The sequence below is a fragment of the Nocardia sp. NPDC051929 genome (genome assembly GCF_044548645.1).
Lineage (GTDB): Bacteria > Actinomycetota > Actinomycetes > Mycobacteriales > Mycobacteriaceae > Nocardia > Nocardia sichangensis.
On record NZ_JBIUCG010000009.1, the window covers coordinates 33,133 to 51,455 of the forward strand.

Genomic DNA, 18,323 nt, shown 5'->3' on the forward strand with positions numbered 1-18,323 from the left:
TGAGCCAGCGGCACGCACCATAATGCCGCTGATCGCGCTGACGGAACCGGCCCGGCGCGGCACCTCGGCTGATCAACGAGCAGTAGTGCGCGTCCGACGCTGGCCGATCGCACCCTCATGCCGAGTACAGGGCGTCCGCAGGAGCGTGTACGCGACCTCGACCGCACCGATGAATTTCGGGTGGCTCCCTCGTCGAATGGAGTGTCGAACTCGAGGCGTCGCCTGCTGATGCCGAGCAGAACAAGATGCGCACACGTGGGGCTCGGCCTGCGCTCCGGCGCCAGCGTAAGGCGCCGAGTAGCTCGCCTATCCCGTCGGTGCGTGCCATCGCGTCGACAACTGGCATCCCACCGCGAACTCTTCGGCGTCGCGCAGCGCTCTGCCCGCGATGAGGTCCAGTTCGAGCGAGTCGTCGCCGTATCCGGTTGTCGCCGCGATCATCTGGCGGGCGGTGGACCGGATCGCCGACTTGTCGCCGGTCACTGTCCAGCGGTTCACGGCAGGCACGTGGATGAGCCAGCGTGGGCCGCAGCAGTGCACTGTGACGCGGTAGTGGCGCACGGTCACGGCCTTCGCGCGCGGACGGCCCGATGGCGGGTCACTCGGTCCACGACAGGGCTTCGGTGAGGGTCACCGGAGGCGGGGGAGGGGTCGGCACCCCGCCTCCGGGACGTTCGGGTGTGTCGGCCCACTGCCGCAGCGCGTCGGCGTAGCGCTCGAGCACGAGTAGCGGCACGCCCTTGTAGGGGGCGCGAGCCCGTGGGAACGGAACGCGTTGCGGTAGTGCGTTGGTCATGTGTCCTCCCACTGTCCGAGTGGCGGCGAACGGGGAGTAACGCCGCGCCGATCTCGGGGTCAGTGGAGCACCGGATGCGGGCCGTATGGATATTCCCGCGCGAATTCGCGACAGAAAGTGGCGAAAGCCCTGGACACCTTCCAGCGACCCTGCACAATAGCCTCCGGTGGGGCGAAAGATCGCCTTCCACAAGGACTTTCGGAACATTCCAGTTAGTGGGTGTGAATATTCCACGGAAGGGAGCAAACAGCATGGGGGAGAGCGATGCGGGCGCCGGTATTCGGCAGCTCAAAGCCGACATTCGCGGGACGGGAGGCGTTCCACACCGCAGCCTCGGCCGCTGCCTGCGCGGCATGAGGCAGGAGGCGGGGTTGTCCATCGAAGTGGCGGCGCGGGCCATCGGGCGCGGAGCGGGGACGCTGCACCGTTTGGAAACCGGTGCGCCGAACGTGGTCGTCCGGGAGGAAGATCTGCGGCGGCTGTGCAGGCTGTATCAGCGGGTGGACATGCTGCCGGTGTTGAAATCGCTCGCTGCACAGGGGAGGACGCCGTCGTGGTTGGACGAGTTTCCCGATCAAGTGAATCCGACATTCAACGCCTACATCCAGATGGAGGCGGCGGCCTCCCATCTCACGAGCTACCGTACTGATCTGCTGCCCGGCATCTTTCAGATCCCCGAGTACGCGCGTGCGCTCGACCGGGTGTACTTCCCGATGGATACCGCCGAGGAGATCGAGCGGAGGGTGAGGGTTCGTCGCAACCGGCAAGGGTTGATCACCCGCGATATCGCCCCGCTGAACGCGATGCTGTTGCTGGACCAAGCAATGACCAGGCGAGTGGTCGGTAGCCCTCGCGTCATGTCGGTGCAGTTGCGGCACCTGGCGGACCTGCCGCCGAATGTTCGCGTGCAGGTGCTTCCATTCGGGGCAGGATATCCGCTGGGGACTTCCACCGGACCGTTCACAATTCTGGACTTTGCAGCAGACAACGACGGGCGGGTGCTGGAGCCATCGGTGGTCTACGTCCAGAGCTACACCGGTGATATCTATCTGGAGCGACCAGGCACTGTTCGCCGCTATCGGGCTGCAATCGAGGTCATGCAGCGGGTAGCGTTGGACGTGCCGAGTAGCAAACGCCTGTTGCGGCAGGCAGCGAAGGAGTTCGACTGTGTCCGTTGATCTATCCGGAGCGCGCTGGTTCAAGAGCACTCGTAGTTCCGCCGGTAGTGACTGTGTCGAGATCGCGCATCTGGACGGCGGGCGCGTGGCGGTTCGTGACTCGAAGAATCCTCACGGTGGGGCGTTGGTGTTCACGCCCTCGGAGTGGGATGCGTTTCTGTCGGTCGCGCGGGGCGGCGAGTTCGACCGACCTTGAACTCCGCCTGCTCGATCGCCGGTGTTCATCGAGGACCGCAGTAGGTACGCTGCTGCGGCCAGCAGTACTTCCGAGTCCGAGGGCTTCGACGGATATCGTGCGCTACATCGGCTGCGTCGGCGGGTCGGGGGACCTGCCGACCTCCCCGCGCAGTGCACCGCCGATATCAACGATCGACGGTGTCTTCAGCATCGGCACCGCATACATTTCATGACGCGGCGAGACCGATGAGACCGATGAGTACACCGATTCCGCCGCGAACGTTGACCGACCTCGAAACCAGTGTCGCCATGAAGCTGCTGTCGTCGGGCGACCCCTGCGCCTCCGAGTACCAGGCGCAGGTGCCGTATTCGCAGGTCGTCGCCACCTGGGGTATCGGTTCACCCAGCATCGATCTGGCGGTGCGGGCCGGTGCGGTGCGAGCATCCGGTTCGCCGGACGGGATCTTCGCCAGCGGAGGGGTCACCGACCGCAACGGATCACCGATCGGCGAGGTCATACTGTGGGTCGAGAACGGCTGGCTCAGCGGAATCGAGTACGCCTGGTATACGGACGAACGCCCGCACGCGCTGCCCGAGCCCGGTCGAATCGAGCTTCTGTAGCGCGAGATGATGATTGGGCCATATTGAGCCGCATGCCGCACACCGAGATCGAGATCACCGCGGAGTTGGTGCGGGATCTACTGCGTGACCAGCACCCCGACCTAGCCGACCGCCCTGTGCGGCTCGGCGCGCGTGGCTGGGACAACCAGCTGTGGCGGCTCGGCGACGACCTGGCCGTCCGATTGCCTTGGGCGACAGAGTCCGCCGACGCGTTGCTGCGCAAGGAATACACCTGGCTGCCTGACCTCGCTCCGCGTCTTCCGCTGCCGGTTCCCGTTCCGCAGCGCTTCGGTGAGCCCTCCGAACGGTTTCGGCGGCCGTGGATCGTCACGACCTGGGTGCAGGGCGAGGCTGCCGACCGAGCTCCCGTCACCCACGGCGCGAAGGCTGCCACCACCCTGGCCGCCTTCCTGAGGGCACTTCACCAACCTGCCCCCGAGCACGCGCCCGAAGGCCGCGACCGCGGAGGGTCGCTGGCCGGTTGTTCCGACAGGTTCGCCGAGCAGCTCGCAGCAGTCACCGAGTTAGGACTGATCGCCGATCCCGACGCCGTCCGCGCGGTCTGGGAAGACGCTGTCGCCGCACCGGATTGGAACGGACCGGCGCTATGGCTGCACGGCGATCTGCATCCGGCCAACGTCCTCACCGCGGATGGCGCGATCTGCGGGGTGATCGACTTCGGCGACCTCTTCGCCGGCGATCCGGCTTTCGATCTCGCTGCCGCGTGGATTCTGCTGCCCGACGGTGCCACCGACCGCTTTCATGACGCCTACCAGTCGTCCATGGATACGGCGACTCTGCGGCGCGCCCGCGGATGGGCAGTGTTACGCGCCTTCGCGGGCATCCTCATCGCAGACGCCGGGGTCCACGGCCGCCCTGGCGGCAAGCCGACATGGGGTCCACCCGCCCAGGCCGCACTGCGACGCCTCATCGCCACCCATCGCTGATCGTGCGCGTGCCCCGACGCTTCAGGAGACGGTGACGACCTGCGCAGGGTTCGAAAAGCTACTATCTACCGGTTGTCTCGCCGCCGCGATATCAGTGATGCGCTCGAGCTTCGGCCCGTGATCCCTTCGGGTCGATGCTGTATCTGCGGTACATGTCGTGCGGCGTAACGACTAGAGGTTGATCACGGATAAGACGTGCAGCCGGGCCGGTGTTCTCGAACTCCCGGTACCGAGGCCCGGCGGCCGTGTATCCGGGCATGTCGATCAGTGTGCAGACTCAGAGGGGAAAGATCATGCGCTCAGTTACCAAATTGGCCACGACCGCCGCTGCCGCCGTAGTGGCCTGCGCCCCGGCGTTCGTCTTCGCCGGTACCGCCTCGGCCGAGGCCGTCAACCTCCCGGTGCTCTACACCACGGCGACGGAAGCGGGCCTGTGCTACGGCACGATTCGCGGGAACGTTGACCAGGACTCCTCCCAGGGACTTCACCTCACCAGCGCCTTCGAGGGCATCGGCACCTGCGCCACCACCGCCTACGTCTCCTGGCACAACATCGACACCGGCGCGCGGGGGAACACCACGATCAAGCTGGTCGGCTCCTGGTACAACTCCGCCACCATCCCCTCCGGCCCCGGCCACGTCGAGTTGTCCGTCACCACAAAGGAAATCTTCCACTCGCCCGATTCGGTCCAGGTGCAGTACGTCATCCCGGGGTGATCGGCAGTGAAGCCGGGCATCACGGCCGCGGCAAGTCGCATTGGCGGCCTCGGGTTCGGCAGGTAACTTCGAGCAAATGGATGCCGGCGTAGCCTACTTCCCGACCCACGACGGCCTCGGGCCCGCGGAGCTCGCTCGAACCGTTGAGGAGCGCGGCCATCGGTGGCTGATGTGGGCCGAGCACACGCACATCCCGGCGGCGCGGAAGACGCCATGGCGCGGCGAGCAGGGCGCGCCGCCGCTGCCGCGAAAATACGCGCACACCTACGACCCCTTCGTGGCGAGCGCCTACGCATTGGGCGCCACGAAAGCGCTGCGGGTCGGGACCGGTATCGCGCTCGTGGCCCAGCGCGACCCGATCATCACCGCCAAGGAGGTCGCGTCGCTCGATCATTTGTCCGGCGGGCGATTCGACTTCGGCATCGGCGCAGGCTGGAACCGTGAAGAGATGGCGAATCACGGCACCGATCCACGGACCCGGATGAAGCGCATGGGCGAGTACGTCCGAGCGATGAAGGTGATCTGGACGCAGCACGAGGCCTCGTTCGACGGCGAATTCATCTCTTTCGACCGGATCTGGAGCGACCCCAAGCCGATCCAGCGGCCGCACCCGCCGATCCTCGTCGGAGGCGGCGGGCCGACGGTGCTGGATCGCGTGCTCGAATACGGCGACGCGTGGATGCCCAATCACGGCCCCGGGATCATCGAGCGGATCACCGAGCTGCGCGAGCGGGCCGATCGCCCGATCGACGTCGTCGTGATGGGCGCCCCCGTCGACGACCTCGAGGCTCTCGAATCCTATGCGGAAGCGGGAGTCGACCGCGTGCTCTTCTGGTTGCCGTCGGCACGCCGGAGCGTCGTCGATCGCGAGCTCGATCGGGTCGAGGCGACGATGGCCGAGTTGCACGACCGCCCGGTGTGAAGTCGGAGGTGGAGTCGCCCCGGTTTCCTCCCGCACCCTTTGCCGGGACGGCCGCCCGCTCGGGGCTGAGCACGGCCCGACAGCCGGTCCGGAAGCGGAGCGATGGCTCCGCGTTGACTACGCTGACGCGGTGTCCCAATCCGTGCCACTGACGAGACTTCTCGATGACGCGGGCTTGCTGTCGCTCGAGCACCGCCTGCACCTCGAGGAGGTGCTCGGCGCACACGTGTTGGAGGCCGACCTGGACGGACGTCGGCTCGAATTCCTCGGTGACGAAGGCTCCTTCGTGTGCACCGACGTCCACCTGCTCGGAACGGCGGATGCCGACACGTGGCTGTGGGGATGGGTCAACCCGTGGGGCTACCCGCCGTCGCTGCTGCGCGCGGCGGAGACGGTGCGCGAGTTCGGGTCCCGCTACCGTGTCGCCGAATTGTGTTCGGCCGAACTGCCCGTGGTCCTCGGTGGCGCGGCGCCGGAGCCTTATCAGGTGGCCGGCTTGATGGCGGATGCCGCGAAGATCGTCTGCGGGCGCTGGAACTCCTACTGTGGTGTCATCGATGGCGCCTGCGTGGCGTTCCTCATCGACCACCCGGCCTTCGAATTGCCCGCGCCCACCCCCTCCGGCCTCGCTCGCGTGCTGGCGCACGGCTTCGGAGCACTGCCACTGACGGATCACCGGCGTGCCGTGTACAGCTACCTCACCCGGCGGGGACTGAACACCGAATTCCTCGACGACTACCGGTTGCTGGAATTCGGCGACGACGGTCTCGCCGGCGAGGTCGAGTTCGACGCTTCGGGTCGGATCGCGAACCTCGATATCCGGATCGTCATGGACGGGATCGACGCACCCTTCGAATCGCAGCCCCAGCCGGCGTGAGCCGCCCGGTCAGCTCGGCGGGAACTGTTGCTCGAACCAGCCGATAATCTCGGGGACGGCTATCCGTGCCGTTCCGGCGTGGTCCACGTCGCCCAGGTCCCGCAGCGTGGCGTCGCCGCCGCCGAGAGCTTGCAAGCAGTGCTCGGCATTCGGAAACGGCACGGCGCGGTCGCCGCGAGCAGCGTAGAGGTGGACCGGCACCCGCGGCGTCCAGTCGCAGGTGCCGTCGCTCTCGGTGATAGCCGCCGCGGTGGCGCCGGTCGGCTCGGCGGCGGACCGGACGAACCCGGGGGTCAGCAATTGTCCGGGGGTGGGCGCCAGCGAGGTCACGATGGTGATCTCGGTGTGGAAGCCGTCGAAGAGTTCTTCGACTTTGTCGGCGTAGGGCTGCTGGAAGGCCTCGGTCGGGTCGTCGTAGAGGTGGTGGATCCGGTTCATGGAAGTGATCCAGTAGGAGAGGAAGAGCACCGCCGCGCCCGGTAGGACCCGCCCGTCCAGTGCGGCGGGCGCCTGGACGTGCCGTAGGTCGTAGGGTCCGCTTATCGGGGCCAAGGCAGCCACCCCGAAACCCGGGATCGCGCCGGAGGCCAGCGCTTTCCCGAGCGCCATCGCGGCGTGGCCGCCTTGGGAGAAGCCGGTCACCAGCACGTCCGGATCGAGCTCTCGGCGCTGCTGGGCCACGAGGGAAGCGGTCGCGCGCAACAGGTCGGCCGAAGCGCTGACCTCCGAAGGCGCATGGGTGTAGGGATGCGTTCCCGGACCGTTCCCGAGGCCCAAGTAGTCCGGTGCGGTCGCCGCGTAGCCCGCGGCGGCGAAGGCCACCGTACGCAGCCGATCGGGGAGGTTGCGGGTGTCGACCGACGGCGCGTCGCTCTTCAGCGTCATGGTTCCGTGCTCGTAGCTGACCACCCGCAGCCGCCGGGAGTCCGTGCGCGGCAGCGCCACCAGCCCGCTGGCGGTGGTCGGGTCGCCGTGCGGGGTGATCGTCCGGTACTCGATGCGGAAGGCGTCGACGCCGTTGCGCACCGGAGTGGAGATTCCACCGTTGGTCAACAGCGCGGCGGTCTGCTCGGGCGGCAGACTCAGCAGGGGCGTCGTGGAAACGATCTCACCGCGGGCGGGCGGCGGTTCGTGTTCGGTCCCGCAGCCGGCGGCTGCCAACAGGACGACCACCGCGACCAGGCAGCGCCTCAGACGGTACATCCGTCGGTCCTCTCGACGATCATCGGCTTCGTTCCATCATCGCGCGTACGCGTACAGGTCGTCGGGCGGTGCGGCCGAGCCGCCGGGATCTGGGGGTGGTTTCGGGTCTCGTGGAAGGCTCGAAGTTCGCGGCGGGCGGGGGGAAGCCGCTCCGATCGTCCGCATCCCCCGCGTCCGGTGCCTGGTCGTAGCTGATCCGGCCACACGCAGTTCACCCGACCGTTAAGTAAATGGCTGTTTCAAGCAATATGGGGCTATCTACCAGTCCAGAGAAGCGATATGTTATGAATCATTATCGTCGACTGTGGTAGTTCGGTGTGGTTGCTACCCGGGCGGCGTGGGGTTGTCGACGCTACCCGGCCGACGCCGTCCGGGCGGCGTCGACACCCCATCGCGGCTGATCGAGGGACTACCCGAGGAGTGGGCATGAGCACGCCGACGGCGAGCGCGACTACCGAGATCTACTTTCGCGCGGCGGCCGCGACCCTGGTCGAGGCAGCGACGGTGCTTGCGGACTTCGGATGCTCGCCGGTGGATGTCTCCGGGATACTCGAGCGCTCGCGCCGAGTCGAGCACGCGCTCGGCGTGGTCATCGGCAACTTGACCGCCGCGCTGGAGTCCGAGCCCGTGGCCGCCGACGGCGCGCAATTGTCCGAACTCGGGCGGGCGCTCGGCCGCGTCGTCGAACGGATCCGGGCGGCAGCAGCGCTCGCGGACGCCCGCCTCGTCACGTCGGTGCCGGACGAGGTGCTCGAAGTCGTGATGACGATAGGTCGCTGCGCGCATCTCACCGCCGCTGCGCTGGGCGCGTGCGACCAACCGCTGCTCGGGTCATATCGCGCCGAGTTGCTGCGTCTCGCGGTGCACGCCGAGCGGACGTTCACCCGGTGGTCGCTGTCGCGGCCACGGACCGGCGCGAACCCGACGGCGGAACTCGGCAAGGCGCTCGTCTCGGTCGTGCACGCGTTCCTGGCGGTCGGTTACGCGGCCGCGATCGTGATCAGGGCGTGAACGCTATGTGGCCATGCATTCTTTCCGAGCGATCCGAAATCACCAGGGCAAACGGGTCTTTAGTTAGTGGTTGTTCATGTCGTGTGATAGAACTCACTGGCGAAACGAAGGGGACTGTTCGACATGGAACCAACAGCCAAGCAACGCGCGGCGATGAACGTCATCTGCGACACGTTCAACCCCGGCGACGGGTTGACGCTGCCGTCGGCGAGCGCGCTCGGAGCCGTTGACACCGTCTTCCAACTGCTGGGGCGCAATCCGCGCGAGGCGGAGAAGAAGCAACTGGCCACGCTGCTGAACCTGTGGGATTCCCGGCTGACCGGCCTGCTCACCGGCAGCGGTCTCCGGCGCTTCTCCCGCCTGTCGCAGGAGGAGCGGGAACGGGCATTGCTGCGGCTGGCCGATTCGCGTTTCGAATCCGTGCGGGTGATCTTCGGGGCGCTCAAACAAGCGTCGCTGCTGTCCTACAACATCACTCCCGGCCCGACGGGCGTCAATCCGCTGTGGAAGGAGATCGGGTATCCGGCCCCTTCCGGTCCGCTGACCACGGCGCCCGCGCCCGTGTTGACACCGCTGCGCTGCACCGAGACGACCGAATTCGACTGTGATGTAGTGATCGTCGGTTCCGGCGCCGGAGGCGGTGTGGCCGCCGCGGTATTGGCCGAAGCGGGCCTGGACGTCGTGGTGCTGGAACGCGGAAACTACTACGACGACCGCGATTTCGGCGCGGGCGAGCTGGACGGGTTGCAACACCTGTACGCACCGGGGCCGCCGGGCACCGCCGACGGTCAGATCACCCTCGTCGCGGGCACGTGCCTGGGGGGTGGGACGGTCGTGAACTGGAGTACGTCGTTGCCGACGCCGGAGGATGTCCGGGCGGAGTGGGCCGCCCTGGGCGCCGCCCAGTTCGCCGAGGACGAATTCGGCGACGCGCTCGACGTGGTGCGGCGGCGGCTCGGTGTCACCGATCGGCGGTCGGTGCTGTCGGCTCGCGACGGCGTTCTCGAGCGCGGCGCCCGCGCGCTCGGCTGGGAGGTGGACACGTTGCCGCGCAACGTGACCGATGCCTGCGACGCCGGTGTGGAGTGCGGCCGGTGCGGTTACGGCTGCCGCCTGGGCGCCAAGCAGTCGGTGACCAAGACCTGGCTCGCCGATGCGGCGGATCGGGGCGCGCGACTGGTCGTGGACGCCGACGTGCGGCGGATCAGTGTGCGAAATGGTCGCGCGGAAGGCGTTTCGGCGGTCACGTCCGACGGCCTGGCGATCGAGGTGCGCGCTCGTGCGGTGGTGGTGGCGGCCGGTGCGATCCAGACTCCGGCGTTGCTGCGGCGTTCCGGGCTGCGCAACCAGAACATCGGCCGCCACCTGCGCCTGCACCCGGCGGCCGCGGTGTTCGGGGTGTTCGAGGAAGAGATCCGGCCGTGGGAGGGCGGCTTGCAGACCCGGATCTGCCGCGAGCACAGCGATTTGGACGGCAACGGCTACGGCGTGATCTACGAAACCGGCCCGATCCATCCCGGTCTCGCCACCGGGTTCATGAGCTGGCGCGGCGCCGAGAACCATCGGACCACCATGCTCGATTTCGCGCGTTCGAACGCGATCGGCATCATCACGCGCGACCGCGATTCGGGCACCGTGTCCGTCGACCGCGGCGGTGAGCCGATCGTGAACTACCGGTTGTCGGACTACGATGCCGCCCATTTGCACACCGGGTTCGAGGGGGCGGCGAGCATTCTGGAAGCAGCGGGTGCGCAGCGCATCTTCTCCGGGCACCAAGCGGGTGTCTCCTACGAACCGGGCCGCCGCGGCTCGCATGCCGATTTCGCCGCCGCGTGCCGGGCCGCCGGGTACGGACCGGGGCAATGCTCCCTGGGCGCACTGCACATCATGGGTTCGGCGCGGATGGGCGGCTCAGCGAAAACCTCGGCCACCAACCCGGACGGCGCCACGTGGGAGGTGGCGAACATCGTCGTCGCCGACGCCTCCAGCTTCCCCACCGCGTCGGGCGTCAACCCCATGGTCTCGATCGAGGCGATCGCCTACATGAACGCGAAAAGGCTTGTCGCGCGGTTGAGCTGAATACCGGCCGGGGTCGGGTCAGAGCGCGCGGATGCCGTCGAGCACCGCGCGCAGGAGGCCGAGATCCGATTCGGACCCGGCCGTGGGCTCCGCCGACCGGTAGATCAGCCTGCCGTCGTCGAGCAGGTCGCCGATGAGGACCTTCGTCATCGTCAGCGGCAGGTTCAATCGCGCGGACACCTCCGCTACCGACTGCGGGGTGCGGCAAAGCTGCACGATAGCGGCGTATTCCGGTTCGGTGCGCCGCAGTGCGGTGCCCGGCGCGCCATCGACCACCAGGGTGACCAAGTTCAGTTCCGGGCGCACGGCACGACCCCGGCCGCGGGTGATGGCGAAGAGCCGGACCATCGGACCGGCGTCTTCCTCGTACCAGGGATCGTGCTGATAACTCATGGCTGTGTCGAAGCGGATGGGTGCGGGCGCGTGTCGACCGACAGATGTGTTCCGACTCGCTGCACCGTCTGATTCATTTCGTAGGCCACCATACCCATATCGGCGGTCTCGGACGCCAGCAGTGCCAGGCAGGCGTTGGTTCCGGCCGTGGTGACGAACAGCACGGCGTGGTCGAGTTCCACCACGGTCTGGCAGACGCCACCGGCGTCGAAATGGTGGCCGACGCTGCGGGATAGGCTGTGCAGTGCCGATGCCATCGCGCAGAACCGCTCGGCGTCGGCCTTGTCCAGTTGGGCCGAATGGCCGATCAGCAGCCCGTCGGAAGACAGCAGCACCGCGGATTTCGCTCCGACCAATCCGGTGACCAGCTCGTCGAGCAGCCAACCGAGGCCGGTTCCCTGGGAAGTAGTCATCGTCGCCTTCTGCAAAGGGGGGATTGCGGACTAATCGAAGTCGGGACGCTTCCGGCGTCCCTGGCGGGTGCCGTTCTCGATGGCACTCATCAGATTGCGTGCTTCATCGGCGGTCCGCTGTCGTATCGGGGCGGCGGGCGCCGTCTGCTCCTGCTCCTGGGGAGATTGACGGCGGCGGCGTGGGAGCGGCGGCCTGGCGTCCGCGGCCGGACCGGGATCTGGTGTGGCCGCGGTGTCGAAGCCACGGTCGTCGCCGTGCGGGATCGGTGCCGGGGCCGGTTGCTCGGAGGCCGGGGTGAACCATGCCGATCGGCCCGGTACCGGCGCCGGTCGAGGCGGGAGGTCGTCCGGCGTCTGCGGCCGCACGGGTTCGATGGGGTCAGCGTCGCTCTGCTCGCGCGGCGAGGTCTCCGACCGCAGGAGTGCGCTCGGAATGAGCACCACCGCCCGCACGCCGCCGTAGGCCGACTCGCCCAGACGTACCGAAACACCGTGCCGGTGCGCCAATTTCGCGACGACGAACAATCCGAGCCTGGTGTCGCTGGACAAGGTCACCACACTGAAATCCGGTGGGTTGGACAGCAGTTCGTTGCGCGCGGCGAAGTCGGCCTCCGACATGCCCAAGCCCTGGTCGATGATCTCGACCGCGACGCCGCGCCCGACCACGACGCCGGACACCTCGACCCGCGCTTGCGGGGGTGAGAAGGCTGTCGCGTTGTCCATCAGCTCGGCCATCAGGTGGATCAGGTCGGCGACGGCGTTGCTCGACACCTGCAGTTCCGGCAGCCTGCCGGTCTGGATCCTGGCGTAGTCGAGACTTTCGGCGACGGCGGCGCGGACCAGATCGATCAGTGGAACCGGCTTGCGCCAGCGTCTACCCGGCTTCTCGCCGCCGAGGATGATGAGGTTCTCGGCGTTGCGGCGGGCCCGCGTCGCCAGGTGGTCGAGCTGGAACAGCAGCTCGAGCTGGTCGGCGTTCTCCTCCTTGCGTTCGGCTTGGTCGAGCAGCGCCAACTGGCGGTGCACCACGACCTGGCTGCGATGGGCGATGTTGAGGAATACCGCGTTGACGCCCGTTCGCGTCTTCGCCTCGGCGACCGCGGCGGACACGGCCGCGACATGGGCGCGGTTGAAGGCGTCGGCCACCTGGCCCAATTCGTCGGAACCGAAATCCAGTCGGGCCAACTCGGCCTCGGAGTCGATGCTTTCGCCTCGGCCGAGCCTGCCCATGAGATCGGGCAGCTGCTGGTCCGCCAGTTCCAGTGTGTCGCGCCGCAATCGCCGCATTCGCCCGATGAAGCGATTGGCCATGATCAACGCCGCGAGGAAGGCGATGGTCGCGACCAACAGCACCCCCGCGCCACCGAGCATGGACCGCCGCGCGGTTTCATCGCCTCGCTCGCGCGCGATCTGGTGCGCGTCGCGGCTCTGGTCGTCCCAAAGCTTCAGCAGGGCCGCCGAGACCTGGCCGGAGGCCTCTTGCCAGGCCGCGACACCCATGGGCAACGACGACGTGGTCCTGGAGGCCGAGCGGCCGCTCTGGGTCCTACCGGTACCGGTGGACTCGTCGGAGTCGGAGCCCGCCTCCACTGGACCGCGCACCAGCACCGCGTCCTGCATCGCGACGAGCTTCTGATAGGCCGGTCCGGCGGTGATCTCCTGGAGTTGGGCGAGTCGCTTGTTCTTCAACACGCGGCCGGAGTAGGCGACCTCACTGCGGAATTCGCCTACCAACCGGCTGAATTCGGTCAATTGCGCGGGAGTGTTCTCGCCGACGGTCAGCGCCACCGCGCCCAGGGTGTCCGCCATCGACAGGGCTTCGGCCGCGCGTAGGGGCTCGACGCCGTAGTTCAGTTCCATGGCGATATCGGCTTCCGGCGCCACCCGTGCGGCGAGCGTCGACGCGGCGATGATCGTGCCGATGACCCCGCTGAAGACTTCGAAAACCTCGTGCGGCGCGGCCTGCCGGGTGTCGACCCCGCCGCGCAGCGTCGGAACCATCGCGAACAGCTTGTTGTAGCCCTCGATATCGGAGGCGGACCCGCCGGGATTCAGTTTGCGGGCGGCATCGCCTTTCGCCATCACCCCCGCCAGCGCCGCGTCCGAACGCTGGCGTGCGGCGGCGAGCCCGCGGGCGACTTCGGTGTCACCGGCCAGGGACAACAGCGACAGGCGACGCTCCTCCTGGAACGCCTGGACCATGAGGATGGCCGGTGCCGTCGTGCTGCTGGCCAGCTCCGCCCATTCCTTGGCCGCCTGGGCGGATCGCACCAGATAGCCGGCCGCGCCCACACCGATGATGAGTAGCGTGACGCTCGATATGAGCACGATCGCCAGCAGGCGTACCCGGACACTCACTCGACCACGGACATCACGCCGGCTCGACCGAACCGCTCCCATAGCGGATTCGCGCAGCTCTGACCACTTGCTCACGGCTGGAAAATGCCTACCCTCTGACACGGCCCCGCCCGACCCGGGCGGCACCTCACCTGTACCCGTTCCGAAGAATAACGAAAGTGTAGCGGTTCGATCGCGAATCCCACGGATTCGCTTGGACCAACAAGTGAATCGAAATTATTCCGAAATTCGAGCACGCGAGCTCGGGTGCGCCGGGCTCCGCGCGTGATCGTCGACCGTAAACGCGCCCGGAAGGATTGCCACTCGGCGGTATAGCGTAGCCGATCCGCAGCTGCGCGAACCAGAGCGAACATCAATCTCTAACTTACCGATGGTTCTGGTCGTATATGGACAGCTCGTTCGATTCCTCAGCTGTCCGCCTGTGCGATATGGGTGGTCGGTACCGTGTCATCGGACCAGACACCGAGAAGGGCAGCCCAATGTCCACGGAACCGGGTGATGATATAGCGCCCACTTCGATATCCGATTCCCGCTGCTGGCAATAAATCCGTCGCTCGATCGCCACACCGGCACTCGCCGCCGCGACCCGCGCTGTTCGTGGAAGCGTTGCGAAGTCCCGGAGCGCCGCCGGGTGCCCGGCGAACGATTCCAGCGTGGCTCTCGTTACCGGACCGTCGGCGCCGCGCCGGGAGTTCGTGTCATCGCGGTGACCAGGTGGCCCGCAGTTCGAGCGCGGCGATAACGCGATGAAGCGTTTCGACGGGGTCGGGGCCGCATTCGAGATGCAGGCCGCCGGGAACGGTGCCGGTCGTTCGGCACGTGTCGAAGAACGCGCGAATCACGTCGGCGACATCGTCGGCACCGAAGTCGCCGCCGCCGTGCGGCATGCGCGTGGACGGCATCGGATCGCACACCCAGCAGATCGGTGTGTCACACGCGGCGGCCGCGGCGAACAAGGACGGAAGCGTATCGAGGGTACGGGCGACGCCGAGTCGGGGGACCAGTGTGAGCCGCCCCGGCTCTTTCCGCGGATTCAATGTGCGACAGAGGAACTCGATGTCGTCCGGGGTAGTGGCGGAGCCGAGTGCTACCGCGACAGGGTTACCGGCATGGATGGCGACCCGCATTCGGTCGTGGGCGAGAGCCCCCGCCCGATCGTCGAGCCACAAAAGGTGTGCCGAGCGATCCCACCATCGTTCGTCGGGTCCCTGGCCGGGCGGGACGACCGGTTCGCGGGAGATGCGCAGCAGCGGTAGCCAATTGTGCAGTTCACTGGCGCCCGGCGGTGCGATCGCGGCGACGGGCAACAGCCCGCTCACCGCGCGGAGCAGGTCGCGTCGCACCGGATCGTGCGACCGGTCGGCGGCGCGGCGCAAAATGTTCACGCACAGCGTGATCGGCAAGCGGTCGGCGGGCCACTCGTCGAGCGCCGCGGCAGCGCGGAGGTCGCCGCGGTGTCGTCCGGGCGCTCGTTCGATGGTGACCGTCGCTGCTCCCAGCCCATGCGTCATGACCGCGGCCGCCGCGTACGTCAGTGCCCTGCGCGCGGCAACCGTTCTGGTGTCGGCTCCAGCAGAGGCGTCGTCGTGGCCACCGAGGTGCAGGACGAAACCATCTCCCCGTGCTGCCTTCGCCAAATCCGCTGTGAGGACCTCACATTCGTGGGGTTGTATGGGCCCGGGCCGCGAATGCCGCAAGCGGATGGGTGGCGCTGCGGAGTCCGCACCCCGCTGTACGCTGCCCAGGAATTCGTGCGCCTCGAACAGTCGGCTCGCCACCAGGAACGACCCCGGCCGCGCGGGTTCCGGTTCGTCGGCCCAAGGCGGATCGGCACCGGCCGTGGCGGCGTGGTCGGGTGGGATGACGTCCGGGTTGAACGACTCCCGGATGTAGCAGAGCGGCCGATCCCCGAGCGTCATGACGTATGCCCGTGCCGCGCAGAGGCGACCGTCCGGCCACCGCACCACGCCGGTCCGCAGGAGATGCCGCCGCTGGGATACGCCACGGGAGATGAGTCCGGTCCCGATCGGCACCCGCACATCGTCCATACCGGAAGCGGCCGCGCCCGCGCGCACCGCGACGACGTAATTGATGGATGCGGTGACCAAGTCGGCGTTGACCAGGCAGGAGCGGCGGACGATGACGCGATCGGAACCGGATACGCCCAAAGCGTCGGTGACCGTGGTCGGCAGCCGACCGGCCGCGATGTCGTCCTGACGCAATACCCGCACGTGCAGGTCGGTGCGAAGTATCGCCGCCAGCGCGGGGGTGGTGAATCCGTCACTCGCCAGCAGCATCCTGGTCAGCGGGTGGTCGAATCGCCCGATCTCGTCGTGGGTGCGCAATCCCGAACCACCGGGCGGGCGATCACCCGGTGGTTCGGGGCCGGTGTGCGTGATCGTCACGACCGGCTCCGTGCAGTGCCTGTCACGAGGAATCCGTGCCGGTACCGGCGCTAAAGGGTGGTGGCAGCCGTCGGTGGGAGAACGGGACGAGCCACGGCGGCGATCTCCGCTTCGGTCCGCGGCCGATCGGTGAGGCCGAGCACCGGCTCGGTCGTGATGCGCAACTGGCCGGTCGTCGTGTCCGCCAACGGATCGCGCCAGTGATCCCACACGACGGACATGTCGAGGTGGCCCATGTACTCGAGGTTCGCCGACTCCGCGTGCAGACCTTCGGCCGCGGAGATGATGGTCGCGGTCGCGGCGCGCTGTTGCACGCCCGAGGACTCGTCCATGTCGGTCAGGCCGGCCATGATCTCGGTGAACTGAGCCTGCTTCGTGTCGCCGCTGTGCCCGGTGGTCAAGGTGCCCGCGTGCGCGAAATACTCCTCCGAGCCCACATACTGCTCGTACATCCGCGACACCAGGACGAGGAATCGCGTGTAGGCCCGGCGATAGGCGTCCTCGTAGAAGGCCAGCGCGGCGGACTCGCTCAGTTCGCCGCGCAGGATCGTCGCGATCGCCGCCGCGGCGACCAGGCCGGAGTACGTCGCGAGATGCACGCCGCTGGACAACAGCGGATCGAGGAAGCAGGCCGCGTCGCCGACGACCACCCAGCCCGGACCGCTGAACCGGTCGGAGGTGTAGGAGTAGTCCTGCTCCGCCTTGACCTCCGCGACCTGCCGCGCACCGACGAGCAACTTGCTCATCGCCGCGCTGTCGGCGATGGTCTGTGCGTAGTACGCCTCTCGGCCGAGTTCGCGGAGTTTGGGAGCGGCTTTGCGCGCCGAGACGACATAGCCGACGCTGTGGCGGCCGTTCGAGAGCGGAATGTTCCAGAACCAGCCGCCCTCCGGCGTGGAGACGACGTTGATCGCGCCCTCCGGGCTGTCCGGATGTAGGTGTGCGCCTTCCCAATACGACCACACGGCGACGTTGCGGAAGGCGGGATGCTGCTGACGATCGACGACCTGGTGTTTGGCCAGCACGCCCGCGCGGCCGGAGGCGTCGACGAGAAAGTCGATCTCGGTGGTGTGCACTTCGTCGTCACCGTCGACGGTCCATTCCACGGCCGTCGGCCGGTCGCCGTCGAACAGGACGTTGGTGACCGTGGCCTGCTCGATCACCCGCGCACCCTGCTCTGCGGCGTTGCGCAGCAGCAGTTCGTCGAAGACGTCGCGCTGGACCTGCCAGGACCAGGCCTCGGCGTCCACGAGCTTGGACCAGTCCAGCAACCAGTTGTCGTCCTGCCACTGGAAGTGGCCACCTCGTTTGATCTGGAAGCCGTGGGCGGCCACCGCGTCGTAGGCGCCGGAGACGCGCAAGGTCGACAGGACCGAAGCCAACAGGCTCTCGCCGATGTGGTAGCGCGGGAACTTATCTCGTTCCAGGAGGGTCACGCGGACCCCCGATTTCGCGAGCAGGGCTGCGGTGGTGGACCCGGCTGGGCCGCCACCGATGACCAGAACATGCGGATTGTCCATAGCGAACTCCCTGGAACTGCCGACAACGGATCGTGCGCCCGCCTCAGTGGTGGAAGGACTCCGGGCGAGCCGCGGTCTTCGACGCGCCCGAATCAAACTTTGCCACTGATTAGCTAAACTAACGGTGCACGGTTCGATTGTAGCAATTGATAGCCAAACCTCAATAGACACAGGCTATTTGGCAACCCCTGGTCTATCCGCCTGTGGGTTACTGGAGGGTTGCCAAAATGCCCGCAGGAGACCTTGCCGCTGGACTGTCGTCACTGGGCATGAGCTGCGATGCCGAAGATGGTGGACATCGCATCGTCTGTGGAAACCGTTGCGGGAGCGAGTGTTTCGCCAGCGCTATGCGGTCGCGGCGGGGAATGTGGAGGTCAGGGTAGGCGGCGATGACATAGGTCGTTCGGTCATCACCCCTCTTTCCCAACGGATCCAAGGATACGGCGGACCCTCGCGTTGCACGAGTCGTTCACCAAGAGTTACCGCGCTGGTGACCAGGTCTCCGCTTCGGCCAACTCCCGGCGACGGTCCAGGCGAGCGGATGACATTGTGGCGCGGCGGATTTGCCGACCCTTCTGACCTGCGCGGTAAAGAATTTCGCGGTGTCGGTGGTTGTGACACTCCGGTGGGCGAACTCGGTGGCGTGCGCCGAGCCGTCATCGCGGGGGCCGCGAACGGCGACACGACCGCCAAATCATCCAGGAACG

At 67.4% G+C, this 18,323-nt stretch carries 17 protein-coding genes; 9 read left to right on the forward strand and 8 right to left on the reverse strand.

All coding sequences use genetic code 11. The features are described from left to right. Positions 1-306 precede the first annotated feature (306 nt). Both ACIHAX_RS13295 and ACIHAX_RS13300 read right to left on the reverse strand, forming a co-directional pair. Entirely contained in the window at positions 307-498 is a 192-nt protein-coding gene (locus ACIHAX_RS13295; RefSeq protein ID WP_355075174.1) for a hypothetical protein, read from the reverse strand. A gap of 100 nt (positions 499-598) precedes the next feature. Next, positions 599-796: a hypothetical protein gene (locus ACIHAX_RS13300; protein ID WP_397277518.1), complete on the reverse strand. Its 198-nt coding sequence runs from the start codon at positions 794-796 to the stop codon at positions 599-601. A gap of 251 nt (positions 797-1,047) precedes the next feature. Between ACIHAX_RS13300 and ACIHAX_RS13305 the strand changes: the two genes are divergently transcribed. From ACIHAX_RS13305 to ACIHAX_RS13335, 7 genes are all read left to right on the forward strand, one after another. Beyond that, on the forward strand, positions 1,048-1,974 hold the full coding sequence (locus ACIHAX_RS13305) for a helix-turn-helix domain-containing protein (RefSeq protein ID WP_397277520.1): 927 nt from the start codon (positions 1,048-1,050) through the stop codon (positions 1,972-1,974). Beyond that, a complete protein-coding gene (locus ACIHAX_RS13310; RefSeq protein ID WP_364432201.1) occupies positions 1,964-2,170 on the forward strand; it encodes a DUF397 domain-containing protein in 207 nt (68 codons plus the stop codon). Before ACIHAX_RS13305 ends, ACIHAX_RS13310 begins: the two co-directional genes overlap by 11 nt. Before the next feature lie 236 nt (positions 2,171-2,406). Next, entirely contained in the window at positions 2,407-2,772 is a 366-nt protein-coding gene (locus tag ACIHAX_RS13315; RefSeq protein ID WP_364432204.1) for a hypothetical protein, read from the forward strand. Between the two features lie 32 nt (positions 2,773-2,804). Further along, positions 2,805-3,719: an aminoglycoside phosphotransferase family protein gene (locus ACIHAX_RS13320; protein WP_397277523.1), complete on the forward strand. Its 915-nt coding sequence runs from the start codon at positions 2,805-2,807 to the stop codon at positions 3,717-3,719. Between the two features lie 293 nt (positions 3,720-4,012). Further along, positions 4,013-4,435, forward strand: coding sequence for a hypothetical protein (locus tag ACIHAX_RS13325; RefSeq protein WP_157170822.1), 423 nt, complete (start codon positions 4,013-4,015; stop codon positions 4,433-4,435). A 76-nt stretch (positions 4,436-4,511) separates the two neighbouring features. Beyond that, positions 4,512-5,357, forward strand: coding sequence for an LLM class F420-dependent oxidoreductase (locus ACIHAX_RS13330; RefSeq protein ID WP_364432211.1), 846 nt, complete (start codon positions 4,512-4,514; stop codon positions 5,355-5,357). A gap of 130 nt (positions 5,358-5,487) precedes the next feature. After that, on the forward strand, positions 5,488-6,234 hold the full coding sequence (locus ACIHAX_RS13335; RefSeq protein ID WP_355075187.1) for a DUF6882 domain-containing protein: 747 nt from the start codon (positions 5,488-5,490) through the stop codon (positions 6,232-6,234). A gap of 9 nt (positions 6,235-6,243) precedes the next feature. Here the strand turns inward: ACIHAX_RS13335 and ACIHAX_RS13340 are convergent, their stop codons facing one another. Beyond that, positions 6,244-7,437: a hypothetical protein gene (locus ACIHAX_RS13340; RefSeq protein ID WP_364432215.1), complete on the reverse strand. Its 1,194-nt coding sequence runs from the start codon at positions 7,435-7,437 to the stop codon at positions 6,244-6,246. A gap of 426 nt (positions 7,438-7,863) precedes the next feature. On the opposite strand from ACIHAX_RS13340, the gene ACIHAX_RS13345 reads away from it, so the two are divergent. Continuing rightward, positions 7,864-8,448: a hypothetical protein gene (locus ACIHAX_RS13345; protein ID WP_397277526.1), complete on the forward strand. Its 585-nt coding sequence runs from the start codon at positions 7,864-7,866 to the stop codon at positions 8,446-8,448. A 123-nt stretch (positions 8,449-8,571) separates the two neighbouring features. Then, on the forward strand, positions 8,572-10,527 hold the full coding sequence (locus ACIHAX_RS13350; protein ID WP_397277528.1) for a GMC family oxidoreductase N-terminal domain-containing protein: 1,956 nt from the start codon (positions 8,572-8,574) through the stop codon (positions 10,525-10,527). 18 nt (positions 10,528-10,545) lie between these two features. Here ACIHAX_RS13350 and ACIHAX_RS13355 read toward each other — a convergent pair whose 3' ends face one another. The 5 genes from ACIHAX_RS13355 to ACIHAX_RS13375 all read right to left on the reverse strand — a co-directional run bounded on the left by ACIHAX_RS13355 (position 10,546) and on the right by ACIHAX_RS13375 (position 17,616). Continuing rightward, positions 10,546-10,920 (reverse strand): DUF742 domain-containing protein, encoded by a 375-nt coding sequence (locus ACIHAX_RS13355; protein ID WP_356965655.1) that lies wholly within the window; start codon positions 10,918-10,920, stop codon positions 10,546-10,548. Further along, positions 10,917-11,333 (reverse strand): roadblock/LC7 domain-containing protein, encoded by a 417-nt coding sequence (locus ACIHAX_RS13360; protein WP_397277530.1) that lies wholly within the window; start codon positions 11,331-11,333, stop codon positions 10,917-10,919. Before ACIHAX_RS13360 ends, ACIHAX_RS13355 begins: the two co-directional genes overlap by 4 nt. Before the next feature lie 30 nt (positions 11,334-11,363). Beyond that, positions 11,364-13,691, reverse strand: a complete 2,328-nt coding sequence (locus ACIHAX_RS13365; RefSeq protein ID WP_397277532.1) for a nitrate- and nitrite sensing domain-containing protein — start codon at positions 13,689-13,691, stop codon at positions 11,364-11,366. 698 nt (positions 13,692-14,389) lie between these two features. Then, the gene (locus tag ACIHAX_RS13370; RefSeq protein WP_397277534.1) at positions 14,390-16,096 is read right to left on the reverse strand and encodes a 3-deoxy-7-phosphoheptulonate synthase; all 1,707 of its coding nucleotides are present in this window, start codon (positions 16,094-16,096) and stop codon (positions 14,390-14,392) included. Positions 16,097-16,146: 50 nt separating this feature from the next. Further along, positions 16,147-17,616: an NAD(P)/FAD-dependent oxidoreductase gene (locus ACIHAX_RS13375; protein WP_364432232.1), complete on the reverse strand. Its 1,470-nt coding sequence runs from the start codon at positions 17,614-17,616 to the stop codon at positions 16,147-16,149. Positions 17,617-18,323 lie beyond the last annotated feature (707 nt).